Here is a 25288-nt window from a genome sequence, read left to right as displayed (position 1 = left end):
CTGTTAATCCTGCTCGCGGCCCCGAAGCTCTTTGACCATCGTAACCGTATCCATCTGAAACCCGAGGCGCTTATAAAATGCGATGGCCCGCTCATTTGCGGCAAAGGCACCGAGGACAAGCTCCCCGTAGCCTTCCGCCCGGGCCCAGCTCTCCGCCTTCTTGATCAGGCGCTTTCCGACTCCGGTCCCTTCCCCGTCACGGGATACAGCAATGGCCGCGATATACCCCTGCTTTTTTTGGGTAAAAAAATCAGTATGTACGTCTACTTCAAGATAGCCGAGCAGACGCCCGTCGTCCTTCTCCGCCACAAAAAGGTGATCTTTATTTGTATCGATTGACTCGACCGAAAGTCGGAGCTGGGCTTCCGACATCTCCCGGGGGTCGCGCCAGCCCACGTGCTCAAACTCGCCGAAGCGGGCGGCGAGTTTGAGAATAAATGTTTTGTCTTTTTCTTCAAAAGTTCTGATGGTAATCATGTCTTTCTCCTCTCCCATTCTCAAAGATTAGCTGTGGATAAAAACTTGTTTCCGGAGCCGGAAACAGTGCCCCATGTGAAAAACCGTCATCTGCTTTGGCTTTCAAAGCAGACGACGGTTCTTTTTACAATGGATAGTGTTTGAGGAAGTAAATAAGTGACTGGAGCTCCACGGACAGGTCGATGTGGTGGACGCGGACATCGTCCGGTACGCTCAGCCGTGCCGGGGTAAAGTTCAGAATGCCTTTGATTCCGGCTTCTACGATATCGTCGGCAATACCCTGGGCGGCATGGGCGGGAACGGTGAGGATCGCCACTTCCACCTGAGAGTCGATTTTTTCCTTAAAGTCATTCAAATGATAGATGGGAACGTTTCCAATATTCTGGCCTACTTTACTTTCGTCAACGTCAAACGCCATTTCAATAATGGTGTTGTTTGATTTCGTAAAGTTGTAGTTTAGGAATGCGGTTCCGAGATTCCCCACCCCTACCAGTGTCACACGGGTGACTTCGTCCTGGTCGAGGGTCTTTCTGAAAAAGGTAAGCAGGTAGTTTACATTGTAGCCGTAGCCCTTTTTGCCGAGTGCGCCGAAATAGGAAAAATCCCGGCGGATCGTGGCGCTGTCCACTTTCACCGCTTCGCTCAGTTCGGATGAGGAAACCCGGTGCTTGCCTGATGCCTGCAGGCTTTCTAAAAATCGGTAGTACAACGGCAAACGTTTGGCCGTTGCCTGTGGTATTTTGGTTTGATCAAAGTTATCCATATGTTCGCCTCCAACCTCGCAACTTCTCTCCCTTTCCCTCAAAGGCAGGCCTGCCTTTTATACGAAATAGCTGCGGTATTATTTATATAGGGCTCGTGACCCGGGTAATGCCAGAGCCTGCCGAGCAAAAGAACGTTATTCTTCTCTCTTGAAGTCGCCGTTTTTACCGCCTGTTTTTTCAAGAAGGTATGTAGGCATAATGACCATGTCTTTTCCGAGGGCTTTGCACATGTCATAAACGGTGAGGGCGGTGGCGGACGCGGATGTTAACGCTTCCATTTCTACTCCTGTACTCCCCTTCGTTTTTACGTGCACCTCGATCAGAAGCTTGTACGCTTCTTCTGTGTCCCAGTCAAAACGAATGTCTACGCCTGAAAGCGACAGCGGATGGCACATCGGGATCCACTGGGATGTGTTTTTGGCAGCCATGACGCCTGCGACCTGGGCAACGGCAAGAACGTCCCCTTTTTTCATCGTGCCTTCCCGGATTCCCTCGTAAATCTCCTTGTTTACGATGACACCCGAGCGGGCGGCCGCCGTGCGGACCGTTTCCTTCTTTTCGGAGATGTCGACCATTTTCGCTCTGCCCTGTTCATTAAAGTGTGTAAATGACCCCATAAAAAGTCTCCTTTCAATCTCTCCCTGTCCATTGTACACCATCATTTCACAATCTGCACCCGAAGACCGCAAAAGATAGTCTCAAAGACCGGGGACCCGGGTCGGAACCGGGGGGTCTCTTTCAGGGGTCTGTCCCCCGAACAATTGTGTTAATCCGTGTAAAACCCGCTCCTTCACACTTTCCTGTGGTAATACTCCACCTCCCCTTCACATGTCAACAGGTTCAGCGCAATGTTCGGGGGACAGACCCCCGAACTTTTCCTGAACACAAAAATGCGGCAGCCGGGGAGGTCGCACCTCTCCGGCTGTGGCATTTCATTGATCATCTATTCCTCCAAAAGCTGCAGAAACTCTCTTGTTCTTTCTTCTTTTGGTGTGGTGAGCACCTCTTCAGGCGTGCCGCTTTCCACGATGTAGCCCCCGTCCATAAAGAGCACTTTGTCCGACACGCGACGGGCGAAGTTCATTTCGTGGGTCACGACCACCATCGTCTGCCCTTCCCGGGCCAGATCTTCCATGACCCTGAGCACTTCTCCCACCGTCTGGGGATCCAATGCTGACGTTGGTTCATCAAAGAGCATCACCTCCGGTTTCATCATGAGCGCACGGGCAATCGCTGCCCGCTGCTGCTGTCCTCCGGATAAGGCATCAGGATATTTGTCCTTGTGCTCAAACATCCCCACCTTTTTTAGAAGCTCCTCTCCTTCTCTCACAAGCTCATTCTTATCCCGGCCCTGTACAATCAGCGGCGCTTCGATAATGTTTTCAATCACGGTTTTATGAGGAAACAGGTGAAACCCTTGAAACACCATGCCTGAATAAGCCCGAAGCTCGTTTGTATCTTTGCGTGACAGCTTTTTCCCGCCAAAATCAACGGTCTTTTTCCCGATCGCAACCGTCCCTTCCTCCGGGACTTCAAGGAGATTCAGACAGCGTAACAACGTGGTCTTCCCCGATCCGGACGGGCCTACGAGACACACTACTTCCCCTTTTTCCACCGAAAAATCGATGGACTTGAGCACCGTCGTACCGTCAAACACCTTTTTCAGCTTTGCTACAGAAATCATCACGCATTCCCTCCTTTACCTTTTCGTTAAATAGCGGTTGTACCGCTTCTCCAGCCGTTCCTGGAAGTAGCCGATTACAATACAGACCGCCCAGTAGATAAGGGCTGCCGTAATGTACATCGTCATGGAATCAAACGTCTGTCCTGCCACCAGACGGGCGCTGTAAAGCAACTCATGCACAGTAATAACAGAGGCAAGAGATGTTCCTTTCACAATATCCAAAAAGATGTTCGTCGTTGGAGGCAGGGCAATCCGTGTTGCCTGTGGAATGACAACGCGGCGCATCGTCTGCCAGTAGGTCATTTGAAGAGAAGCCGCAGATTCCCACTGGCCCCTTGGTACACTCATGATGGCCGATCGGATTACCTCGGCGTTATATGCCGCAAAGTTCAGGCTGATCCCTACGATGGCAGCCACAATCGCACTGCTGAACTGCACCCCGAGCACTGGAATGCCGTAATAAAGAATAAATAGGAACACCAACAGCGGCGTGCCCCGCATAAAAGAGATATACATTCTCGCCGGCCAGCGGATAAACCAGCGTTTTGACATGCGGGCAACGGCTAAAAATAAGCCCAGCACAAGAGAAATCACCATACTCGACAAGGCAATGATCAGCGTAATCTGCAAACCCTTCAGAAGCAGTGGAAGCGAATTCCAAGCCAGTTCAGGGTCGTAAAGATATTCCCATTGAATCTGATTAAACCAGTCAATCATCAAATCCCTTCTTTCTTCACTAAAAAGATACAAGAGCGTTTAACCCTTGTATCTTGTTTTATCCTTTTATTATTCCCCGTCCAAACCGACGATCTCGTCTGTATCTGCAGGCTCCGATACGTCCGCTCCGAGGAACTCTTCAGACAGAGCCGCAATCGTTCCATCTTCATGCAATTCAGCGATCGCTTCGTCAATCGCTTCTTTTAAATCTGTGTTTCCTTTCCTCATCATCATGACACTTTCCGTCGCATGGTACTTCACCTGATCCGCCACTACAAGACGATCATCGCCAAACTCTTCAACCGTACGCTGAAGAACAAGGACGTCATTCAAGTACGCATCGCGGTTTCCGTTGATCACGTCACGAAGAATCGCTTCTGTTCCCCCGTCATAGGCAGAGCCGTCAGCTCCGATGTTCTCGGCAAACTGTGCATAGTTACTCGTAAGGGACCCAAGAGCGACCGGAACCCCTTCCAGGTCACGGGCAGTTTCAAAACGATCCGCATCCTCCGCTCGAACAATTACAGATCCATAGGAAAACTTGTAAGGATCCGTGAGTTCAAACGCTTCCTCACGATCTTCTGTAATCGCAAAGTCGTTGGCTGCCAAATGAATCTGGCCGTTACGAAGTGCCGGCTGAATGCCGTCAAAATCCATTGTCGTAAATTCTGCTTCAACGCCGAGGCGGTCCGCAATCTCACGGACAAGCTCTACATCGAAGCCTGTTAATTCATTGTCTTCATGATACGTGACAGGGGCATACGTCCCGGACGTTCCCACAACGAGCGTCCCCGTTTCCTGAATTTCTTCCCACGCGCTGTCTGCGGCTTCTGCGTCATCTCCCGATGTGTCTGTGTTTTCGTTTGTATCTTCATCAACAGTGCTGCAAGCAGCCAGCCCCAATAAAAAAGATAAGCTAAGTAGAGAAACCATTTTCTTCATAATAATCATCCACCCTTTTTCCCGATAATCCTTAGTTGTTAAATCGGGATTAAATTCACTTACAAAAATATATCACCATTACATGCAGACGTCAATATGAAAGTCCGCCTAATTTCCCCCACATTCCCAGGTTCTATTTTCGGGGTCTTTTCGGGGTCTGTCCCCCGAACAATTGTGTTAATCCGTGTAAAACCCGCTCCTTCACACTCTCCTGTGGTAGTACTCCACCTCCCCTTCACATGTCAACATGTTCAGCGCAATGTTCGGGGGACAGACCCCTGAACTTTGACCCCTGAACTTTCGCCTCCAACAGTTGTTCAACTTCTCCCCTTCCTGTAAACTTAAAACCAGACACAGAGCGCTTACAGTGAGGATGAATACACATGATTTTATTGCAGTGCGTACAACTTTCAAAATCATTCGGCGCAGAGCCGATTTTAGAAAATGTAAAACTCGAAGTACAAAGCAGACAGCGCGTGGCCCTCGTCGGAAGAAACGGCGCCGGCAAATCCACGCTGTTAAAAATCATCGCAGGCGAAATGACCTACGACACAGGAGATCTGATCATTCCAAAGGACGTGAACGTCGGCTACCTCGCCCAGAGCAGCGGCCTCGAGTCGGACCGCTCCATCTGGGACGAGATGCTCACCGTTTTTTCCCACCTGCAGAAAATGGAGAAACGCCTCCGGGACATGGAAGCATCCATGAGCGACCCCGCCGTCACCGGTCAGGCAACGCAATACGACAAGCTGCTCAAAGACTACGACCAGCTCCAGCAGGACTTCAAGGACAAAGGCGGCTATCAGTATGAGGCGGACATCAGAAGCATCCTGTCCGGCCTCCAGTTCGCCGACTTTGACTACGCCACACCCATCAGCTCACTGAGCGGCGGGCAAAAAACAAGACTCGCTCTCGGAAAGCTTCTCTTAACAAAACCGGAACTTCTCATTCTGGACGAGCCCACCAACCACCTGGACATCGATACGATGACGTGGCTTGAAAACTATCTAAGCGGCTATGACGGGGCGATTCTAATCGTTTCCCACGACCGCTATTTCCTCGACCGCATCGTCGATCACGTCTACGAGCTGTCGTTTCAGCAGACAACCAAATATGTCGGAAACTACAGCCACTACCTGGATGAAAAAGCGAAGCGTCTCGAGCTTGAATTGAAGCAGTTCGAAAAACAGCAGGGCGAAGTAAAGCGCCTTGAGGAGTTCGTCCAGAAAAACCTGGCACGGGCATCTACAAGCAAGCGTGCCCAGAGCCGGCGCAAACAGCTCGAACGGATGACGATGATGGACCGGCCAAAAGATGACGACAAATCAGCTCAGTTCTCCTTTCAAATCCAGCGCCAAAGCGGCAACGACGTTCTCATGACCGATAACCTCGCTGTCGGCTACGACGGGGAAGCCCTCACAAGAAACATCAGCCTGAAGCTGGACCGGGGTGAAAGCGTCGCCCTTCTAGGTCCGAACGGGATCGGCAAGTCGACCCTCCTAAAGACGATTCACCGGACGCTTGAGCCTCTCGAAGGGTCGATCCGGTTTGGAAGCAACGTGACAGTGGGCTACTACGATCAGGAGCAGACCCGGCTCACCACGAACAAAACCGTCCTTCAGGAGCTGTGGGACGAGTACCCGACCACACCGGAGAAAGACATCCGCACCGTGCTCGGGAACTTCCTTTTCAGCGGCGAAGACGTCCTCAAGCACGTGCGGGACTTGAGCGGCGGGGAAAAAGCCCGGCTCGTTCTCGCCAAGCTAATGATGCAGAAAGCCAACTTCCTGATTCTCGATGAGCCGACCAACCATCTGGATCTCGACAGCAAGGAAGTACTGGAGAACGCCCTGATCGACTATCCCGGCACCCTCCTTTTCGTTTCCCACGACCGGTACTTTGTGAACCGGATGGCAACACGGGTGGTGGAGCTCGCCCCTGACGGCCTCACCAACTACCTCGGGGACTACGATTACTATGCGGCGAAAAAAGCAGAGCAACTCGAATGGGACGCTCTAAAGGAAGAAAAAACGCAGGCCGCAAACGCAACAGCCGATGACTCCGACAAACAGACGAAGCAGGACTACGAGCGGGAGAAAGAAATGAAGAAGCTCGAGCGCCAGCGCCAGAGACGAATAGAAGCATCGGAAGCGAAAATTGAAGAAAACGAAGAGGAAATCGCGGCCATCGAAGAACAGATGGCCGATCCCAACATCTACCAGGATCACGAAAAATCCATGGATCTGAACGCAAAACTCGAACAGCTAAAGGCGGAAAATGACGCCCTCATGGAAGAATGGGAATCCCTGCAGGAATAGACAGAAGCGCCGGCTTAGACCGGCGCTTTTTCAGTTTTTTCGGCCCACGAAAGCCGTTTAAACAGGTTAGCTGCTTCTTTAAACAGGTTAGCCGGTCTTTTAAACAGGTTAACCCCTCATTTAAACAGATTAACCGTCCCTTTAAACAGATTACCCCCTCATTTAAACACTTTAGCCCTTTCCCTCCCCATTCCCCGCTTCAACCCGCCCCCAATAGGGTAAAGGAACCCCAGTACGGGCGGCCCGCTCCCCTCCCTGCATGAACACTTACATAACCCGGCCGTTCCACAACTGCCACCCTCTTCCATTGACTTTATTTTCAGTTTTCTTTACCATTGCAAACTAAGAAAGCGCATTCATTCATTTATCACAAGGAGGTATGTTCATGAGCACACTCACAAAAACGTGGAATCAGATGTGGAAATGGCACCACCAGGCCATCGAATTACTTACCTTTAACCCCGGAGGCCGCACAGGATCAGGAGGCACCGGCGGAGGCAGCACTGCCGAACAGCCTGATACGGGAACGGATCCGGAAAAAGAACCCCGGTCCTACGACCGCCGGCAGATGATCGGACTTGTCCTTGGGCCTCTTCTTTTTATCGCAACCCTTCTCTTTTTCAGCCCAGAAGGATTGTCCTGGGAAGCACGGGCCGTTCTTGCGTCCACGCTCTGGATCGCCACATGGTGGATCACCGAAGCCATCCCGATCCCGGCCACGTCCATCATGCCGATTATTCTCTTTCCCCTCACCGGCTCCCTTGAGAGCGGCACCGTTGTTTCCGCCTACGGGGACAACACAGTCTTTCTCTTTATGGGCGGTTTCGTACTCGCCCTGGCTCTTGAAAAATGGGGCGTCCACAAACGGATCGCCATCGCCATTATCAGCGTCATCGGAACAAGTACCCCGAAGATCGTTCTCGGGTTCATGGTCGCCACGGGCTTTTTATCCATGTGGATTTCAAACACCGCCACAGCGATGATGATGGTGCCGATCGGTACTGCAATCATCCTGCAGGTAAGCAAGTCCCTTAAGGAAAACAAAAAAGGAGACACCGAAGTCGAACGGGTAAACTTCAGCCGCGCCCTTCTTCTCGGTATCGCCTACTCTGCCTCAATCGGCGGACTCGGAACACTCATCGGAACACCGCCAAACACGATTTTTGCAGGGGTCGTCAACCAGCTCTACGGCATCGACATTTCCTTTGCCATCTGGATGCTGTTCGGCGTGCCGCTTTCCATCCTTTTGCTCGGCCTTGTCTGGTTTTACCTGGTGAAAATCCAATTTAAAATGAAAATCACCCAGATTCCCGGCGGACGTGAAGTGATCCAGAGCGAAAAACGTGCCCTTGGGAAAGTAAATCCCGAGGAAAAAATCGTATTCACTGTGTTCGTCGTCACCGCGTTTTTCTGGATCAGCCGTACGTTTATCTTTGACGGTGTCGAAGCCGTTGAAATTAACGATACAACGATTGCAATTGCCGCAGCTGTATCCCTGTTTCTCATCCCGTCGATCCGTATACCGGGCCGCATCATGGACTGGGATACGGCGAAAAAGCTTCCATGGGGTATTCTTCTCCTCTTCGGGGGCGGACTTGCCATCGCCGCAGGATTTACGGAAACGGGCCTTGCGGAATACATCGGTAACCAGCTTACGGTGCTCGCAGCCGTTAACTTCTTTGTGATTCTGCTCGCCGTAACGGCGCTCGTTATTTTCCTGACGGAGATTACGTCAAATACGGCTACAGCGACGATGATGTTTCCGATCATGGCCTCACTTGCTTTTGCCATCGACGTGCATCCGTACGCGCTTATGGTCGCTGCTGCACTTGCCGCGTCCTGTGCGTTCATGCTCCCTGTAGCCACACCGCCAAACGCCGTCGTCTTTGCCAGCACCGACCTCCGCATCGGAGACATGGCCAAAGCCGGGTTCTGGATCAACCTCTTTTCCATCTTTATTATCGCTGCGTTTGTTTATTTCTACCTTCCACTCGCGTGGGGTATCGATCTCCAGACGTATCCGTTTTAACGCAAACAGGTGGCCGGACCAATGTCCGCCACCTGTTTTCTTTAAGTGTCAAAATAAATTGTTACTGTGTAATGCTTCTCCTTTGGGAAGGATCATCTCATTTTGCAAAAGAATTACTACCCCATAAAGCGGCAATCAACCCCTGTTCACTTCCTCCGCCACCCGGACGCCCGACTCGACGGCGCCTTCAATCCATGCATGGAGACGAGACGTGTGCTCCCCGGCAAAATGAATCCGCCCTTCCCGCTGACGGATTACTCCTGGCAAATCATCATGCTGGTAAGGCTTAAACATGGAAAAACACCCGGCGGAAAAAGGATTGCTCCCCCAGCTTACAGACACTCCGGCTGTAGCAAGATTCCTTACTTTTTCCCCGTGAATATGGGCCACATACGATAACGCCCGTTCCACGCGCTCCTCTTCTTCCATGGCGTCCCACAGATTTGCGTTTTCTCCCCACGCATAACAGGCTTTTAAAACCCCCGGTCCCGACTCGTTCATGTTATGGCTCGGATAATACATAAACTGAAGAGGCAGGTCCGTAACGAGGCTTCCGCCGTATAAAGCATCGTCCTCCCAGAATTTCCGCTTAAACTCAATCCCTACCTTTGTCGCCTGCACATAGACAAGCTCCCGGATCGCCCGCTGTTTGTCAAAAGAAAGGGAATCATGGGGCCAGATCTCCACAAGCCGCAGCACAGAAAAGGGAAGTGTGCATACAACCACGTCACCAGAATAAACGTGCTGCTTCTTATTGTCATCTTCTGCCGTCACCTGGACTCCCGTCTCGTCCTGAACGATGCGTCTGACGGTACGGCTCACATGCAATTGATCTCTGATAAGAGGCAGAAACGCTCCAGGAAGCCGGTCATTTCCCCCTTCAATCTGGAAAAAGTCAACGTCCTCCCCAAAAATCGTACTTGTAATATTCAATAAAATATCAGTAAAGGAAAGATGGTGAAAGCCGCCGAGCCCGAGCATCGTATTGACTTTGTAGGAAGCGGTGTCTGATAAGGCCGTCCCCTCAGGATTATCCCGCAAAAAGCCATCCTTTGAGTAGCGGGCAAAACGGGCAAGGAGCTGCCGCCGCTCCGCCGTTGTCCCTTGAACATACCGCTCGGCAAATTCCGATACTCCCCGCCTCAGGAGGTTTACTGCCGTCAATCCCCGCTCTTTTTCATCCACAGGAAAGCCGAGCAGGTCCGGATCGTCTTCGTACATATACTTGCGCACAAGCTTTCCGTTCATATAAATTAGGTCATTGTCCGTTGCATTCACAAACGGAATTACCGGAAGCTGAAACTTGTTCACATACGCCATCGTCAGCTGGTGATGACTCGGAATCCTCATGGCCCCTCCCTCAAAGTGACCGTCGTTCTGGAACGGCTCCCGCAGCGTATGAACCCTTCCGCCCACCCGGGAGTTCGCTTCAAGAAGTGTGACCGAGTGACCCGCCTGCTTTAAAAGAGATGCTGACACAAGCCCTGCCATGCCGGCTCCGAGAACAATGACCCGCTTTCTTTTCGCCGGCCGCGGCAGCCCCTTCTTTATCATTTCCACGTGTTCCCCGGCCGGTTCGGCATGGACTTTTGTTAAAACAGATAACCCTCTCACTGGCTTCATCCCTTTTTACTTTCATAGTAATAAAGGAAATTCCAATATATGTTAGTTCAAATCAGCCAGTTTGTTTCTCCTTTCCATCATCCAAAAGCCATGCATAGCTTGCGCACAGGGTCACGAACATGCTCGTAGCCGCTGCCACAATGCCCGAATCATTCAGAAAAAGCAGCGCCAGTGACGCGATGATACATCCTTGTACAATCACGTTTCGTTCATGGGACCACACCGCTTTTTTTCCCCGCCACATATAAATCCCGATCAGCAGGTACGTGGTCACAAACAGCTGGGTCCAGTGGGAAATCCGGAAGATCTTCCAGTTCATCTCAAGCTTGCGGTGCACGATCCGCCCGATTGCCTCCACATCCCCCTGAAACAGGAGCGAAAATGCCGAGTGAATGTGGCTGGCCGGCTGATTCAGCTGCACGACGTAGAGGAACCCGAGTAACGCCACCCCTCCTGCGGGTAAAAAAACAGCGAGGCGCTTCCAGCTCACAAAGGCGAAAAACAGCTTGTACACAATAAACCCGATCATCACACCTGCCGCAAGGGATGCCCCCGCGTTTGCCCCGAGAGACGATGTAGCGAGAAAAAGAAGCATTCCTGTGAGCACAGCAATAAGGGCGGTATGACGAACCACCGGTCTTTTTTTCCCGCCTGTAAAAAACGGTGTCAGCATGAGCCAGCCGCTCACGATGTACACACCGGCAAATTCATTCCCGATCCCGTAATACCTGGCTCCGATAATTGGATCGTAGCCGAGGAACGACTGCTTAATCAGCGATGCACCGTTCAGTATATCCAACGTGGCCGCAAGAAAAAACAGCCCGCAGATCACACTCACTGAGTGCCGCGTCATTTTATCCACAACAACGGCCCCGGCAGCGGTTGCGATCACCATCAGTAGCACGTACCCGGCTGTGGATACATGAGGTACAAGGGGTCCGGTGAGTAAAAACCACAGGGGTGAACTTACCGCGCTTGTGAGCACAATCCTTGCTGCCCGCCGCCACACAACGGAGAAGGGCTTTATCCACAGCACCAGGCTCACACCGACAAGTACCGTCACCAAAGCCGTGATGTACCCGGAAAGAACGGGACCCCGTTTTGCAAAAACAGAGGTCATTGCTTCGTGACGCTCAAGAAAGTCCGCCGGCTTCCCGGTAATCGACTGTTCAAACGAGAGCGGATAGCCTGTCCACTCCGTTCCCGCTTCCAGACCAAGAGCTGTAAGCCACGTTGGCACAAGATCCACGCTCCCCATAAGCTGCTCACGCCTTGTTGTGTCCGATTTCCACGTCCACACAGCAGAACGATCCGTTTTCCACACCCACAGAGGCGCGAGCTGATCCTGCTTTTCCAGCGCCCGGTCATTTACCCCGGGCGACAACAGCCACACTTCCTTTTTCGTATCGCCCACCACAGTGTGGATAAATGCCTCCAGCTCCAGCATCGTTTTTTCATAACGCGCAGTAAAATGACGGTCTGTCATCGCCGTCCGTTCTTTAAAAAGACGGTGCACATCCCCCCACTCCACAACGGTGAAGCTTTTTTTGCCACTGTTTTTCTTAATCTCTTCCATCAGCTCATCCCGGTTGTGCCTCATGCCGGACGGACTCTCGGTATCGGCTTGAATGCCCCCGGGGCTGTACGTCCCCGCTCCACCTTCTTCATCAATGAGAAGAAGTGATCCGTAGCGCTGTTTCTCTGTCCGTGTGTCACTATGACCGGCCACGTGCCGCTTTACACCGGCGTCAGCGAGCATCGTCCCGAACCTGCCCACTTGGCCCTGCCTCAGGCCCGCCTCATTCTTTTTCACGAGCTGGGAAAAAAACGGATGATACAGGGGCCGTTCCCGGCTTTCCCCTGTCCACTGAAGCACAAGTTCCTCCACCGGAGTTTGATCCACAAGCTCTGCAGGGAGAAATCCATTCCATCCTGCGATTCCCGCAGCACGCTCCCCGGCTCCCATCGTCACCGCATGGTTTAAATAAGAATAATTCCCTTCCCCTTTCACGTTAACAGCACCAAGACCGCCCGTTTCCCACAGGCGGGTCTTTTCCCCATGGTCAATCAGCCACCGGACTTCGTCAAAGGAAAGCCCAGGAACGAGAACAACAAGGAGTTCATCTTCGTCACCGGGGTTACCACCGGCCTCTGCGATTGCGATTGTGGGTAAAATAAGAAGAAAAACGAATAAAATAATGGCAAACCTGCTCTTTTTCACAGACTTCTCTCCTGAAAACAGATAATTTTCTGAACTATCCACACTATCCACACACTTTTCCACAGACTAAGTCCAGTTATTCCGCTACTTGGATAGGTTATTCACAAAACTGCCCGTTTATCCCCAGAAAAGTTGTGAACAGAAACACTGTTATCATTAGTGGTTTGAGAGGACTTTTCCACACTATCCACAGGTTGTACACAGATTGTTATTAACACGAACATTCATTCGTTTTATCCACACCCCCCTGTGGGAATTGTGCATAACCCCAAAAAGTCAATAGGAAATTGTCCTTTTGTACCCCGGTTCACAGAGGGTCAGGCGCTCTGTGAATAAAATCACACAGTGCCTGACCCCACGTGAATTCTTGAACACAGTGCCTTGGACCAAAACAAACGAAAACACAAAAATCCCCGCTCCTGGGAGCGGAGGTATGATTTTACCAGAGTGGACTTCTGTGGTTTTCTTCCAGTGACCAGCCTTCGTACAAGCCGATATCATCAAAGGCACCGAGGAACGCATCATATTCTTCACTGTCTTCACCGTAAAGATCGGTGGCCGATTGAAGAATGGCTTCCCGGAACTCAGCAAACGTCGCATCAAAGTGCAGGTAGTCATACGCTCTGTACCAAGTATCAGCTACAACTTCACGACCCATACCGTACTCTTCCGAAACAAGGTAGGCAGAGTGCTGAAGAATGGTACAGTTAATGTGGACACCGCCATTATCCATGTTCCCCGGAAGGAAATAGTACTCCTCCATGTGAGCAGGATATCGGCCTTCTCCGTCAACACTGTAAGCCCAGTAAGCTTGGTTTACCGGGAATTTCCCCGGATCTTCACTGCTTCGAAGAGCCGTACGCCCATCAGCAAGCCACGCTTCACCCATAATGTCTTCCCCCACATCCCAGCTCCGGTCGTCAATAATGCTGCCAAAGGTATCAGAATATGCTTCGTTAATGGCCCCTGTCTCAAAGCGGTAACGAAGACCACCGTTATAGTGGGTGATGCCGTGAACCATTTCGTGAGCTGTTACATCAAGGGCTGCAAGAGGAATAAACTGCTGTCCGTCACCATCCCCATAGGTCATCATGGCAAGACCGTTGCTCCAAAACGCGTTGTTGTACTCTCTCCAATAGTGAACACGCGATTCAATGGCCATTCCCTGGTCGTCCAGCGAGTTACGACCGTGATTTTCAAGGAAGTAATCATATACTATACGGGAGTTGCTGTGAGCATCAACTGCAGGCCCCTGTCCAACCACTTCCCAGGAACTGCTGTCCCCTGAGTACTCCACGTCTTTCCACGACGCACTGTCGTTTTCATACAGCCACATTTGATTAGAGGTATTTTGCATATTGTATGTGAAAATACCGTCCATATCACTGGTGGAGTGGTCTGCCAGATAAAACGTTCTTCCCCCGTCTTCATCCAGTCCGTGGGAAATATCCATCAATTTTTGTACCCCGGTCGTACCAAGGCCTTTTCCTCTCGCTCCTCTGAGCTCATTTCTCTTTTCCTGTGCTTTTTCGTTCTTTGCCTTCACTTGAGCGGCAGTCGCCTGTGGCTGTTCCGTAATTTCCTCCAGATCGAGAATGTCACTGAAGTTACCAAGCCCAGTCATGGCATCAAAACGGTCAATCACTTCACCTGTGTGAGCATCCACATATACATACCAATTCCCAGGCGTCGCACTGTGAAATTCAAGGTTAATGCGGTACGCAAGATGATAGTCGGCTTCAAACGGATAAATAATCAACTCCGAAGTTTGAAAATCGACGTACTCCGGTGCACTCACATCCTTTTTAGCCGTCTCCAGTGCCGTATTCCGGTTTACTGCGGGCGTGGTATTAATCTCGAGCTCTTCCAGCTCCGGATCAAAGTTTCCGTTGACTGCGGTAATGCTGTTGTCTTCGTTAAAGTGAACATTGAGTTCATTCCGGTCAACCGGTATCCCTTTCTTCGTCTGCTGAAGACGAACGTGGGTCATACCCAGTTCATCTTCTGTAACCCTCACTTCTGTCAAACTTTCCTCGGCATTTTTAACGTGAAACAACTCTTCATGTTCACTAAGAAACGCCTTGGCGCTCTTAGCGTTTCCTTTTGAAAAATTTTCGGAAAGAATACCCGATACAAACGTAGGCGGCCCTTTTTGACCCTTCCCTTGGACGACCTTCACGTCTCCTTTGCCGAGAGATTCGAATTTCTTCAATGAATCACCTTCTGCAAACCCGGAACCTCCGGCCCCAAGAAAGCCGCTTCCAAAGATCAACGCAGACAATGTTAAAGCAGCAAACTTCTTCACATAAACCCCTTCTTTCCCCTAAGTATAATTTTCCACAACACTCTCGGTTATCGAAATACTCGGTACCCGAATGACTTAAGGTTATAGAAGAAGCTTTGCTCTTACAACAGAATGTACGCTATTTTCGTTTTACATAAACCGCGTGGTTAACGCATTCGCGCCTGATTCGACACCATTTTGTCAGACTAACGGCTCTAAGTCCAATGTCCTTTACTTCGCTAATGAAGTAAGGCAATTCAACAGTTCCAGACTTTTCCTGCTCTGTCGAAAAAAGAATAACGGTTCGTGTCGAAATAACGACCTTTGTCGAACGAATAAGACATTTTTATCTCTTTTTGCTGCTCCAACTTGATTTAACAGCGTTTCTGAAAAATTTACTCTACCTGCTTTTGGATGAACAAACGGTAAATGCGTCACTTCCTGTCGTATCCACAACGTATTGCGCAGGTATATGGGAGCATGCTCGCGTCTGTTGTTTCGGGGCGTGAATTTTCTCCTTTTTATCATGAATCCATCACTTTTATCATGAATTCCTGACCACTTATCATGTATATCCGCGATTTATCATGAATCCGCCCCTTCTCACCGACCTCCTCCCTGCAAAAACAAAAAAACCAGCAAGACGCTCCCACGCCCTCCTGGTCCTACTAACCAATATCCTCTTCAACGGTGCCAGGCACTGTGCTCAGCACCTCACGCAGTGTCTGACCCCATGTGAAATCCTAAACAAAGTAACTGGCACCGCCTGCAACAACACACGCTACCTCTCCAGCTCCAGCCCCGGCTGTCCGTTCAGCCGGTCATCGGCAAACTGGCCTTTTTCATACATCACAGCTCCCGCGGCCGCGATCATCGCCGCGTTATCGGTACAAAGAGACAGAGGCGGAATCGTCAGCGTAATGCCACGTTCCTCACAAACCTCCGTAATCCGCGCACGCAGTCCTTTGTTCGCCGCCACACCGCCGGCCAGAACGAGACGGTCCACGCCCCGCTTTTCAACTGCACGCATCGTCTTCGTCACGAGCACATCGATCACGCTCGCCTGAAAACTCGCCGCAATCGTCTTCACCGGCACATCTTCTCCACGCTGCTTTGCATTATGAAGCGTGTTGATCACCGCACTTTTCAACCCGCTGAAGCTGAAATCAAAAGAATCTGCTTCAAGCCATGCACGCGGCAGGTCAATCGTCGCCTCACCTTCATGAGCGAGACGGTCAATGTGCGGTCCTCCCGGATACGGAAGCCCCACTGTACGCGCGACTTTATCATATGCCTCGCCGACCGCATCATCCCGGGTCTCCCCGAGAATCTCATACTTCCCGTGCTCGTCCATATACACAAGCTCCGTATGCCCGCCGGACACCACCAGCGACAGCAGCGGAAACGTAAGCTCCTCCACAAGATGATTCGCATAAATGTGACCGGCGATATGATGAACGCCAATCAGCGGCTTGCTCTTCGCAAAAGCCAGCGCTTTCGCCGCGTTAACCCCCACCAGCAGGGCACCTACAAGTCCCGGACCCTCAGTCACCGCAACCGCGTCCACATCGTCCATCGTCACCTCAGCCTCACGAAGGGCCTCTTCAATAATATACGTCACCTGTTCCACATGGTGGCGCGACGCAATCTCCGGCACCACACCGCCGAACCGCTTGTGACTTTCAATCTGCGACGACACGACATTACTCAAAATTTCCCTGCCCCCGCGCACGACAGACGCACTCGTCTCATCACAGCTCGTCTCAATTCCCAATATTATCAATTCTTCACTGCTCTTCATTTATCATCACCCACATAATCTGTGCATCTTCCTGGTTATCTGTATAGTAATTTTTCCGGATGCCGCCACGCTGAAACCCGAACTTCTCGTACATATTCTGCGCTGCCTCATTGCTCACGCGCACCTCAAGGGTCAGCTTCTCCGCACCGAACGTCCGGGCGAGCTCCAGACCGCCTGTCAAAAGCGCTTCTCCGATCCCTTTTCGCCTGTATATGGGATCCACAGCAATGTTTGTAATGTGCGCCTCATCAATAATGACCCACACCCCGCAGTAGCCGATCACACGCTCCCCCGCCTCAGCTACCAGATAGTACGCAAACTGGTTGGCTTTCAGCTCGTTCACAAAGGCCGTCCGGCTCCACGGCGTCGGAAAACACGCCTCCTCCACCGCCAGCACTCCGTCGATATCATCCATTTCCATCAACCTTATCTGAACCTGAATCTCCTCACTCATCCCGGCCACCTAGTCGCTTTTCTTTCTGTTTTTGCGCCTCAAGCCACTTCGACTCCGCTTCGGCCAGACGCAGATAATTCGGCGCAAACACATGAACCGCCTCATCCGCCTCTTTTTCCAACGCCTGAAACGCAATCGCCGACGGCCGCGGCAAATGGTCCGCCGGATTCACCGCCACTTTTTCACCAAGCAGCGCCTCGTGCTTCCCGTAGTCAGGACTCAGAAACAGTACAGCTTCCTCTTGGTCCCGAAGGCGTGAAACCCACTCTTCGTGTAAAACAAGACGATCGTCTTCCACCCTCTCGACCTCGCCCCCGCGACTCCGGTAGAGCCCCGTGAACACCTGCCCTCTTCGCGCATCAAAAAACGGGCTGATCAATCCGTCAAAGTAGCGTCCATTAGCCGCCAGCGCTTCTAAACTGGAAACACCGACAACGGGAATTCCCAGGGCCCAGGCCATCGTTTTCGCCGTCGTAACCCCGATCCGGACTCCCGTATATGATCCCGGCCCCTGGGCCACTGCAATCCGGTCAAGCTCCTCCGGCTTCATATCCGCTTCTTCCATCACCATGCGAATCGCCGGCATGAGACGGATCGAATGATTCTTTTTCACATGGGTCACCATTTCCCCGGCCACCTGTCCATCCCGGAGAACGGCCACCCCCATCACATAAGTAGACGTATCAATTGCCAACACGTTCATCTCTTAAAAACTCCTTGCAAAGTGTAATATACCGCTCGCCCACGGGCTCCAGACGGATCTGCCGCGTCGTTTCCCCAACATGGAACAAATTCAGAGCCAGCCGCTCCTCGGGAAGCTCGTCACCGATCATGCTTGCCCACTCCACAACACACACGCCGCCCCCGTCAAAGTATTCTTCAAGGCCCATGTCTTCGCCGCCCTCTTCCAGCCGGTACACGTCCATATGATAGAGAGGCAGCGCTCTGCCCTGGTATTCTTTTATTATCGTAAACGTCGGACTGTTCACCGTCCGCTTTACCCCAAGCCCTTTTGCAAGACCTTTCGTAAAGCTCGTCTTCCCGGCACCAAGGTCGCCTTCCAGCGTAATTACATCCCCGGCCTGAAGCTGTTCTGCCAGTGCTTCAGCAAGCTCCGCCGTCCGTTCGGGAGAATCTGACGTTAATTCATAGTATTCACTCATCATCAATCACCTTTAACAAAATGGTTATAGCCGCCCTTTTTCAAAACAGTCCGTTCCCCGTTCTTCAAAAGAAAGACTTCTCGTTTTCCTTCAACAACACGGCCAATCCGGATAAGCCGCTGTCCGTTCTTTTCAAACGACTCCGTTAAACGCTCCCACGTTTGTTGCCCGGTACAGCCGATCAGCTGAAAGTCTTCGCCGCCAAACAGCGTCCACTTCTCCACATACTCGTCTGTCTCTCCGTGGAGGTCGTGAGGCACCCGGCTCCAGTCAATCTCCACGGTCACGCCGCTCGCTTCGGCAATTTCGTTCGCCTCGCTCGCCAGCCCGTCGCTGATATCATTGAGGGCAATCCGCCCCCCGGCCTGAGCAAGAAGCCTTCCCGCACTTACCTGCGGCTCGGGCATCTGATGCGCCTTCAGGTAGTGCTCAGGGCAGTCATCCCCTTCAAGGAGATAATGAAGCCCCGCCGCCGAGCTGCCAACAGGGCCGGTCACAAACACCACGTCACCGGGTTTTGCATTGGAACGGAGCAGCCGCACGCCTTTTTCCACACGTCCTATCACCGTCACCGACACCACTAGCTTATCGTTCGTGGCGTTCGTATCTCCGCCGATCAGATCAACACCGTACTCATCCGCCAGCACCGTCATCCCTTTGTACATCTCCTGAAGCTCAGCTTCACTCCAGCTTCCGGACTTCGGCACACTTACAGACACAAGATAATACACGGGACGCCCGCCCATGGCCGCAATGTCACTGACGTTTACCGCAAGAGCCTTATAGCCGATGTGAAACGGCGTCATCGTTTTCTTCGTAAAATGCATGTCCTCTACAAGGGTATCCACCGCAGCAATTTCATGAAAGCCTTCTTCAGCGTCGTACAACGCCGCATCGTCGCCAATACCTGCCACCACCGTCGGCTGATGATGACGGTCCGGCTGGATCGAGCGTATAAACGAAAATTCGTCCTTCATCCGAACACCTCTTCTATTCTCTCTACTACTAGAATCCCCTTAAATACGCTTCATAAACTGTTCTTATTATAGCAAAGGTCAAAGGTTTAAGGAATCCGCCTGCCCTATTCAGGAATCAGAATCTGTTTTCAGGATTTACGCTGCGGATAAAGGAATCCATGCTGCTTTAAGAAATTGACGGGTTACTTTAAGGAAATCCGCTTCAGATTCAGTAATTCCCTCCCCAACCAACTCTTTCCCCCCTCAAAACACCAAAAAGACGCTTCGTCCGACAAAAAACGAAGCGCCCTCTCTTTTTAAACAAACGTTTATTTGACCTGCAATCCCTGTCGCATCACATCACTTTTTTGCCGCTTCCAGCGCCCGGTCAAACACACCGTTAATGTCTTCCGCGTCCTCAATCCCAACACTGATGCGGACCATCGTCTCCGTTACACCGAGACGGTCCCGGGTTTCTTTCGGAACCGGACGGTGGGAAGTCCCTACCGGATACGTCACAGACGTTTCCACGCCCGCCAGTGTCGGCACGACTTTGACCCAGTCCAGATTCTTAAAGAACGAGTGAAGATCGTAGTTTTCCCCAAGGTCAATCGTCACGATCGCCCCGTTCCCGCGCTCGGACACAAACTCAGGATAGTAGACGCGGCCAAGATCGCCTTTTCCCCGAAGGTGCTCCGCAAGCTTCTTCCCGTTTGCACTCTGGCGCTCCATACGAAGACTCAGCGTCTTCAGGCCCCGGCAGCCGAGCCAGCCGTCAAACGGACCGAGATTCGCACCAAGGTTAACAATCTTACTCTTCGCTTTCGCCACAAGGGCCTCGCCGCCCACTAAAACACCGGCGGATACGTCACTGTGGCCGCCAATGTACTTGGTGGCACTGTGGGCCACAAGATCCGCTCCAAGCTCATACGGCCTCACAAGATACGGCGACGGGAACGTGTTGTCCACCATCGTCTTCAGCCCTAGCCGCTTCCCGAGAGCGACCACGCCTTTAATATCCTCCACACGTAAGAGCGGGTTCGTCACCGACTCTGTATATAAAAGAACGGTGTTCTCTTTTACCGCCGCTTCCACCTGATCCAGGTTTTCAAAACTTGCAAACGAGACTTCGATTCCAAAGTCTTTCAGCTCATTGGCAAAAAGCTGATATGTACCCCCGTACAAGTCTTCTGTGGCTACGACGTGATCTCCCGCTTTCGCAACAGCGAGAACCCCGCCCATAATCGCGGAAATTCCAGATGCCGAAGCCACACCCGCCGGCGCTCCTTCAAGATCGGCAACACCTTTCCCAAGGTCATCAGTATTCGGGTTCCCCACACGGGTATACATGTAGCCCTTTTTCCCCTGAAAGAAATCCTCCATATCCTCAAGATCCGTAAATGAAAAGGCCGACGTCTGGTAAATCGGCTTCGTCTTGCTTACCTCTCTCGTATCCAGCTTCTCCTGAAAATGTACGTTTTTTGTATGAAATTTCATCATGGTCGCCCCTTTCAAATCTTCATGCTTTTTATCAGTGTAACGGAACTTGCCGCCTCTCACAACGAAAGGCGCTTTACTATTTATTAATATGAAAACGAAATTATTGCTCAAATATCTTTATACAATCTCCTATGGTGCACATAGAATAGTATTATTTATGAAAGGAGGATAACAGTAATGGGCATTATACCAATAATGGGATGCTGTCCCTTTTTTTCTAATCAATCAACAGAAAATATTACACTTCCCTTGAACCCCCAGTTTCAATTTGTACCTATATTAAGTGTCGATGTTACAACAACTGAAGATGATGAAAGGGTCAGGATCGATTCAATGATTAACAGTCGTATTAGCACGTTTAATGCGGGTAGTGTGTATACATCCCGTCTTACCTTTAGGATTATCCGTACAGGCGGCGTCGAGATCGTTGAAACAGACTGGCATATGATAGACATTGCGAAACCCGTAGGTTCAGGTTCTGTATTCAGACAGAATCAAAATCTGACATGGACCGATACTCCGCCGGGCCCGGACACCTATACGTATACACTGCAAGTGCGCCGGGGGACTGGTGTATTTGAAGGAAACATAGAATCGGTGATTGTTGGAGTCAGATCCATCGACGCAATCGTGTTTCCGCCGTCTGAATAATTTATACCAAGAAACACCGTAGTCCGGTGTTTTCTACATAAACAGGTGAGGACAAATCCGCCGTAATTAATTCACAAAAAATGCGTTGTTTCCAGGCAGCCCCTAAAACTCATACACAACCAAGTGAGTGATTTAAACAGCTCCCTCCTTACTTTTTTTACTATTACAGAGGCAATGGACAACACAAATAGCCAACTCAATCTCCTAACTTACGAACGAAGCATTCCAATAAAGATATTTTTCGAATAATTTCCATCTAAGAAACTCTTATCTTCCTTAATAGTAAAACGAGCATATTTTATAAGTTCTTACCTTTCAAAAAAGGCTGCCCGGTGCACGGCACACCTGGACAGCCTTCTTTCCCAACTCTATTGCGTAAACAAAAAATACCCAAACGCATACATAAAATGAGGCAGACCGATCAGCATGCCATACACGCCGATCCGCTGCATACTCCGCTGGCTCTCACGGTCTTCAGGAGCAGCGTTATGCATCACATCACGCCTTGTGGCAATGAGGGTCGCAAACAAAAGCCCAGCCAGAACAAGGAGTCCCACACCGATGTACCCTGAAATCTCATACCCCTGCCTCGCCTCTCCCATAACAAAAGCCACGAGCTGAACCAAAACCGCACTCACGATTCCGCTCAAAAATACCTTTTTCTTCATTAATTTACACCTCAATCAGCTGCCGGGATTTACCTGCCTTCAATCCACCGGGCAATTTCCTCCGCCACGATATCCTGCTGCTCCTGAGGCGTCAACGGACTTTCAAGATCCCCCCGCTGCGCACCATACCAGCCGAAGTTCGCATGATTACCATCCGGGATTTCCACATACGTCGTCTCCTCTGGCAGACGGTCATCCCGTTCCATGATTTCCTCAGGCGTGGATACCCCGTCCAGACCGCCGTATACAGACAGCACCGGTACACCCGATTCCGTCAGATCATTCCCCGGATATGAAGCAAGAAAGATCATACCTTCCACCGTCTCCGGATGATTCGCCGTATAATAAGCCCCCATGGCACCCCCGAGAGAGTGACCGGCCACATACCAGTTATCCACCTGTGGATATTTCTCCATCACAGCCCCGGCCCTGTTCATATTGAGCACCGGCAGATCCAGAGGCATCCTCGGCACATAGACAAAATACCCTTCCTCTGACAACCGGTATGCCAAATAACTGTACGCCTTATGATCGACCCTTCCGCCCGGGTAAACAATCACACCTGTCGTTTCATCCCCCGAACCAAACGACAGACCCGTGCGCTCATCCGGATTCCCCTCATCTTCTATGTACGACCGGACCTCATACTCCGCCTCATAGCCATTACTCGCCCAGATAAGGACAATCGTGATCCCGGCAAAAATAAGGAAAATAAACCCTAACGCCAAATAAAATAAAACCTTTTTTACTGACTTCTTTTTACTGTTCATCCTTCTCAATCATCTCCGGTTCACCGCCAGGAAGCGAAATAAACGAAAAATCCCCGTTACCAAACAGTTCCCATCCTTCCTGACTGCCACTGTCATGAAACAAATCCATTACATAATTCCCACTGAACACAATTCTCAAAAGGTAACAATCATCAAGCCACTCCACACACCGGATCGTCTTATCCCTCAGAGCCTTATCAAGAATCCCCCGGTTAAATTCCTTTTGCTCCTGATGAAGAAAATCCGTCTGACCAAGAACAATCTTCCCACCGCTCATCAACCGCCACGGACACTCAACAGACAAACCTCCCGTAGACAGACTGATCAATAATGGATGAGGAATATTCTTCTTAATTTCCGTCACTTTCATACCCTCAAAAAAAGCAAGCTTCCGGCTGGCAACATTCGTCAACGGACATCCCCCTTTGAAACTGGTGATCTATTATAAGCTCTCAGAATCTTCATTATTAAAAATACTGACTTTATTATATAACTTATCAAGTGATAAGTATAGATCCTCCCAAAGGAAGTCCACCTATTTATTCAGTCCGTTCAATAAAACGTCAATAATAAAGTGAGCCCTCTTCTCAGCCACAGCCTCACTGTCCTGCCCATCTGATTCCCCGCCTGAAGGAATCGCCTGACTGATCATATTCACCAGCAGGCACACATACTTCTCAGCCGAAGCATCAAACTGCCCCGGATCCCTGATAACACCATTACGAATCCCCTTCTCAAAAACCGCAGTGATCGGCAGCCGGTAAGCCTCATGCCACCACTCATTAATCTTCTCCCGAAACGCCGCACTCATCTCCGTACGGATATCCCGAACCATCTGCCCCATATTCTCAGGCGAATTCACAAGAATATAATACGTCATCTGAAACAAACACTCTGCCACATCATCATAAAGCACGGCAATCCGGTTCAAAGACGCCTTCGTCCTGTTCAGATCCGTCCGGAGCACCTCAAGATAAATCGCCTCTTTACTGGAAAAATGATGATACAAAGCCGGCTGGGTAAGCCCGCACGCATCCGCAATCCTCCGAGTCGAAACCGAACGATACCCATGCTCCATAAACAACGCGTGAGCCGTGCTCACAATACGATTCTGAGTCTGACTATGATCTCCTCTGCCCATAACAAAACTCCCAATTCTCACTAAAATCTGCTGCTGAAAACAATCGTATGCCCAAACACCACAACTGTCAACCACCAGACCCAACCCTTCCGGCTAAACAACACAATCCTCATTTCCCCCACATATCCACGATATGAATAGAGAGCCACTTACCTCCCTCGAAAAGTGGTATAGTTGAAAACAAACATCATATCTGTTTTCCACACAAACTAAAGAAAAAACCAGATTAAGTCACAGAAAGGCGGTAACAATGACCCAATCCTTCTTTACATATGTACTCCTCGGTCTTGCCCTCACCCTGCCTGTCGGGCCCGTCACCATTCAGATGCTTCGTCAGGGACTCCATGGCGGCTTCTGGCATGCCTGGCTTGTCGGCATCGGCGGCATGACCGTTGACTTTATTCTCGTATTTCTATTTTACTTCGGCCTCTCAGCCTACTTACTGGACATACCTTATATCCAGACCGTCATGTGGTTCGCAGGCTTTCTTTTTCTCCTTTATCTCGGCATCCAGAGCATCAGGGAATCTACAGAACTGCATGCAGGGGAGACCCATGTGCACGTAAAAAAACCATCGCTTTTTAAAGCATTCGGTTCCGGCTTCATTATTGCGTTAACGCCGGGCTACGTCATGTTCTGGCTCGGCATCCTGGGCACGCTGCTCGCCTCATCTCTTTCCGATGTTCAAGGATCCCGATCCTTTTTACTGGTGGCAGGAGGCATCGTCACAGGCATTCTTATTCACGACATTCTCTTCTCCTGGATCGTCAGCTACAGCCGCCGCCTCCTAAAACCAAAAGCCATGCGCTGGATCTCCATTGGTGCCGGCGTTATCCTCACGGGATTCGGATTCTACTTCGGCTACGAATTCATACGCGAACTCACAGGATACTTTTAAATAAAACAGAGTGATTGATAGTGCAGCCAAACCATTCTCTTTAACAGCACAAAAAAAGCACCCGCTTTAAAAACGGGTGCTTTTTCTTATTGCCCAGCGGCGTCCTACTCTCACAGGGGGAGAGCCCCCAACTACCATCGGCGCTGAAGAGCTTAACTTCCGTGTTCGGCATGGGAACGGGTGTGACCTCTTCGCTATCGTCACTGGACAAATCATGAAATTGAGAA

At 50.8% G+C, this 25288-nt stretch carries 23 protein-coding genes and 1 rRNA gene; 4 read left to right on the top strand and 20 right to left on the bottom strand.

Annotated features, from left to right (window positions below):
- Positions 1-3: 3 nt before the first annotated feature.
- The 6 genes from EBO34_RS15370 to EBO34_RS15345 form a co-directional block, all read right to left on the bottom strand.
- Complete coding sequence (locus EBO34_RS15370; protein WP_249414124.1) at positions 4-477, bottom strand: GNAT family N-acetyltransferase; 474 nt, start codon at positions 475-477, stop codon at positions 4-6.
- Positions 478-601: 124 nt separating this feature from the next.
- Positions 602-1240 (bottom strand): redox-sensing transcriptional repressor Rex, encoded by a 639-nt coding sequence (locus EBO34_RS15365; protein ID WP_122900198.1) that lies wholly within the window; start codon positions 1238-1240, stop codon positions 602-604.
- Positions 1241-1375: 135 nt separating this feature from the next.
- Positions 1376-1858, bottom strand: coding sequence for a cyclic pyranopterin monophosphate synthase MoaC (moaC, locus tag EBO34_RS15360; RefSeq protein WP_122900196.1), 483 nt, complete (start codon positions 1856-1858; stop codon positions 1376-1378).
- Between the two features lie 326 nt (positions 1859-2184).
- Positions 2185-2925, bottom strand: coding sequence for an amino acid ABC transporter ATP-binding protein (locus EBO34_RS15355; RefSeq protein WP_122900194.1), 741 nt, complete (start codon positions 2923-2925; stop codon positions 2185-2187).
- 15 nt (positions 2926-2940) lie between these two features.
- Complete coding sequence (locus tag EBO34_RS15350; RefSeq protein WP_122900192.1) at positions 2941-3642, bottom strand: amino acid ABC transporter permease; 702 nt, start codon at positions 3640-3642, stop codon at positions 2941-2943.
- Positions 3643-3711: 69 nt separating this feature from the next.
- Entirely contained in the window at positions 3712-4584 is an 873-nt protein-coding gene (locus EBO34_RS15345; protein WP_122900190.1) for a transporter substrate-binding domain-containing protein, read from the bottom strand.
- A 383-nt stretch (positions 4585-4967) separates the two neighbouring features.
- Here EBO34_RS15345 and EBO34_RS15340 point away from each other — a divergent pair, with 383 nt between their 5' ends.
- Positions 4968-6902: an ABC-F family ATP-binding cassette domain-containing protein gene (locus EBO34_RS15340; protein ID WP_122900188.1), complete on the top strand. Its 1935-nt coding sequence runs from the start codon at positions 4968-4970 to the stop codon at positions 6900-6902.
- 385 nt (positions 6903-7287) lie between these two features.
- Entirely contained in the window at positions 7288-8931 is a 1644-nt protein-coding gene (locus EBO34_RS15335; protein ID WP_122900186.1) for an SLC13 family permease, read from the top strand.
- Between the two features lie 135 nt (positions 8932-9066).
- Here the strand turns inward: EBO34_RS15335 and EBO34_RS15330 are convergent, their stop codons facing one another.
- The 9 genes from EBO34_RS15330 to EBO34_RS15290 all read right to left on the bottom strand — a co-directional run bounded on the left by EBO34_RS15330 (position 9067) and on the right by EBO34_RS15290 (position 20930).
- Complete coding sequence (locus EBO34_RS15330) at positions 9067-10545, bottom strand: flavin monoamine oxidase family protein (RefSeq protein WP_249414123.1); 1479 nt, start codon at positions 10543-10545, stop codon at positions 9067-9069.
- A gap of 61 nt (positions 10546-10606) precedes the next feature.
- Positions 10607-12775 (bottom strand): hypothetical protein, encoded by a 2169-nt coding sequence (locus tag EBO34_RS15325; protein ID WP_122900181.1) that lies wholly within the window; start codon positions 12773-12775, stop codon positions 10607-10609.
- A gap of 439 nt (positions 12776-13214) precedes the next feature.
- A complete protein-coding gene (locus EBO34_RS15320; RefSeq protein WP_122900180.1) occupies positions 13215-15080 on the bottom strand; it encodes a M4 family metallopeptidase in 1866 nt (621 codons plus the stop codon).
- 760 nt (positions 15081-15840) lie between these two features.
- The gene (tsaD, locus tag EBO34_RS15315; RefSeq protein WP_122900178.1) at positions 15841-16860 is read right to left on the bottom strand and encodes a tRNA (adenosine(37)-N6)-threonylcarbamoyltransferase complex transferase subunit TsaD; all 1020 of its coding nucleotides are present in this window, start codon (positions 16858-16860) and stop codon (positions 15841-15843) included.
- Positions 16847-17314 carry a ribosomal protein S18-alanine N-acetyltransferase gene (rimI, locus tag EBO34_RS15310; protein WP_122900175.1) on the bottom strand — a complete coding sequence of 156 codons (468 nt, stop codon included), beginning with the start codon at positions 17312-17314 and terminating at the stop codon, positions 16847-16849. Before rimI ends, tsaD begins: the two co-directional genes overlap by 14 nt.
- Positions 17307-18017: a tRNA (adenosine(37)-N6)-threonylcarbamoyltransferase complex dimerization subunit type 1 TsaB gene (gene tsaB / locus EBO34_RS15305; RefSeq protein ID WP_122900173.1), complete on the bottom strand. Its 711-nt coding sequence runs from the start codon at positions 18015-18017 to the stop codon at positions 17307-17309. The genes rimI and tsaB overlap by 8 nt, the downstream gene beginning before the upstream one ends.
- Positions 17998-18477 (bottom strand): tRNA (adenosine(37)-N6)-threonylcarbamoyltransferase complex ATPase subunit type 1 TsaE, encoded by a 480-nt coding sequence (gene tsaE / locus EBO34_RS15300; RefSeq protein ID WP_122900171.1) that lies wholly within the window; start codon positions 18475-18477, stop codon positions 17998-18000. The genes tsaB and tsaE overlap by 20 nt, the downstream gene beginning before the upstream one ends.
- A 2-nt stretch (positions 18478-18479) precedes the next feature.
- Positions 18480-19454 carry a thiamine-phosphate kinase gene (gene thiL, locus EBO34_RS15295; RefSeq protein WP_122900169.1) on the bottom strand — a complete coding sequence of 325 codons (975 nt, stop codon included), beginning with the start codon at positions 19452-19454 and terminating at the stop codon, positions 18480-18482.
- Between the two features lie 339 nt (positions 19455-19793).
- Complete coding sequence (locus tag EBO34_RS15290) at positions 19794-20930, bottom strand: trans-sulfuration enzyme family protein (RefSeq protein ID WP_122900167.1); 1137 nt, start codon at positions 20928-20930, stop codon at positions 19794-19796.
- Between the two features lie 180 nt (positions 20931-21110).
- Here EBO34_RS15290 and EBO34_RS15285 point away from each other — a divergent pair, with 180 nt between their 5' ends.
- Entirely contained in the window at positions 21111-21584 is a 474-nt protein-coding gene (locus EBO34_RS15285; RefSeq protein WP_122900165.1) for a hypothetical protein, read from the top strand.
- Between the two features lie 368 nt (positions 21585-21952).
- On the opposite strand, the gene EBO34_RS15280 is transcribed toward EBO34_RS15285, so the two are convergent.
- The 4 genes from EBO34_RS15280 to EBO34_RS21105 form a co-directional block, all read right to left on the bottom strand.
- Positions 21953-22252, bottom strand: a complete 300-nt coding sequence (locus EBO34_RS15280) for a DUF5316 family protein (protein ID WP_122900163.1) — start codon at positions 22250-22252, stop codon at positions 21953-21955.
- 29 nt (positions 22253-22281) lie between these two features.
- Positions 22282-23022: an alpha/beta fold hydrolase gene (locus tag EBO34_RS15275; protein WP_122900162.1), complete on the bottom strand. Its 741-nt coding sequence runs from the start codon at positions 23020-23022 to the stop codon at positions 22282-22284.
- Entirely contained in the window at positions 23012-23434 is a 423-nt protein-coding gene (locus EBO34_RS15270; protein WP_122900159.1) for a hypothetical protein, read from the bottom strand. The genes EBO34_RS15275 and EBO34_RS15270 overlap by 11 nt, the downstream gene beginning before the upstream one ends.
- 123 nt (positions 23435-23557) lie before the next feature.
- A complete protein-coding gene (locus EBO34_RS21105) occupies positions 23558-24163 on the bottom strand; it encodes a TetR/AcrR family transcriptional regulator (RefSeq protein WP_122900157.1) in 606 nt (201 codons plus the stop codon).
- 250 nt (positions 24164-24413) lie between these two features.
- Between EBO34_RS21105 and EBO34_RS15260 the strand changes: the two genes are divergently transcribed.
- Positions 24414-25061: a LysE family translocator gene (locus EBO34_RS15260; protein WP_122900155.1), complete on the top strand. Its 648-nt coding sequence runs from the start codon at positions 24414-24416 to the stop codon at positions 25059-25061.
- A 91-nt stretch (positions 25062-25152) separates the two neighbouring features.
- On the opposite strand, the gene rrf is transcribed toward EBO34_RS15260, so the two are convergent.
- A 5S ribosomal RNA gene (rrf, locus tag EBO34_RS15255) occupies positions 25153-25269 on the bottom strand.
- Between the last annotated feature and the right edge of the window lie 19 nt (positions 25270-25288).

Origin of the sequence: Alteribacter keqinensis (genome assembly GCF_003710255.1) — a bacterium.
GTDB classification, from domain to species: Bacteria; Bacillota; Bacilli; order Bacillales; family Salisediminibacteriaceae; genus Alteribacter; species Alteribacter keqinensis.
The sequence above is the reverse complement of the archived record's forward strand: the minus strand, read 5'-3'. Positions and strand labels throughout refer to the sequence as shown.

Coding starts and splice junctions, on each gene's coding strand:
- EBO34_RS15355 (WP_122900194.1), bottom strand. CDS start 2,925: ATGATTTCTGTAGCAAAGCTGAAAAAGGTGTTTGACGGTACGACGGTG.
- EBO34_RS15370 (WP_249414124.1), bottom strand. CDS start 477: ATGATTACCATCAGAACTTTTGAAGAAAAAGACAAAACATTTATTCTC.
- EBO34_RS15345 (WP_122900190.1), bottom strand. CDS start 4,584: ATGAAGAAAATGGTTTCTCTACTTAGCTTATCTTTTTTATTGGGGCTG.
- moaC (WP_122900196.1), bottom strand. CDS start 1,858: ATGGGGTCATTTACACACTTTAATGAACAGGGCAGAGCGAAAATGGTC.
- tsaE (WP_122900171.1), bottom strand. CDS start 18,477: ATGAGTGAATACTATGAATTAACGTCAGATTCTCCCGAACGGACGGCG.
- thiL (WP_122900169.1), bottom strand. CDS start 19,454: ATGAAGGACGAATTTTCGTTTATACGCTCGATCCAGCCGGACCGTCAT.
- EBO34_RS15335 (WP_122900186.1), top strand. CDS start 7,288: ATGAGCACACTCACAAAAACGTGGAATCAGATGTGGAAATGGCACCAC.
- tsaB (WP_122900173.1), bottom strand. CDS start 18,017: ATGAACGTGTTGGCAATTGATACGTCTACTTATGTGATGGGGGTGGCC.
- EBO34_RS15285 (WP_122900165.1), top strand. CDS start 21,111: ATGGGCATTATACCAATAATGGGATGCTGTCCCTTTTTTTCTAATCAA.
- EBO34_RS15260 (WP_122900155.1), top strand. CDS start 24,414: ATGACCCAATCCTTCTTTACATATGTACTCCTCGGTCTTGCCCTCACC.
- EBO34_RS15275 (WP_122900162.1), bottom strand. CDS start 23,022: ATGAACAGTAAAAAGAAGTCAGTAAAAAAGGTTTTATTTTATTTGGCG.
- EBO34_RS21105 (WP_122900157.1), bottom strand. CDS start 24,163: ATGGGCAGAGGAGATCATAGTCAGACTCAGAATCGTATTGTGAGCACG.
- rimI (WP_122900175.1), bottom strand. CDS start 17,314: ATGAGTGAGGAGATTCAGGTTCAGATAAGGTTGATGGAAATGGATGAT.
- EBO34_RS15365 (WP_122900198.1), bottom strand. CDS start 1,240: ATGGATAACTTTGATCAAACCAAAATACCACAGGCAACGGCCAAACGT.
- EBO34_RS15290 (WP_122900167.1), bottom strand. CDS start 20,930: ATGAAATTTCATACAAAAAACGTACATTTTCAGGAGAAGCTGGATACG.
- EBO34_RS15280 (WP_122900163.1), bottom strand. CDS start 22,252: ATGAAGAAAAAGGTATTTTTGAGCGGAATCGTGAGTGCGGTTTTGGTT.
- tsaD (WP_122900178.1), bottom strand. CDS start 16,860: ATGAAGAGCAGTGAAGAATTGATAATATTGGGAATTGAGACGAGCTGT.
- EBO34_RS15350 (WP_122900192.1), bottom strand. CDS start 3,642: ATGATTGACTGGTTTAATCAGATTCAATGGGAATATCTTTACGACCCT.
- EBO34_RS15340 (WP_122900188.1), top strand. CDS start 4,968: ATGATTTTATTGCAGTGCGTACAACTTTCAAAATCATTCGGCGCAGAG.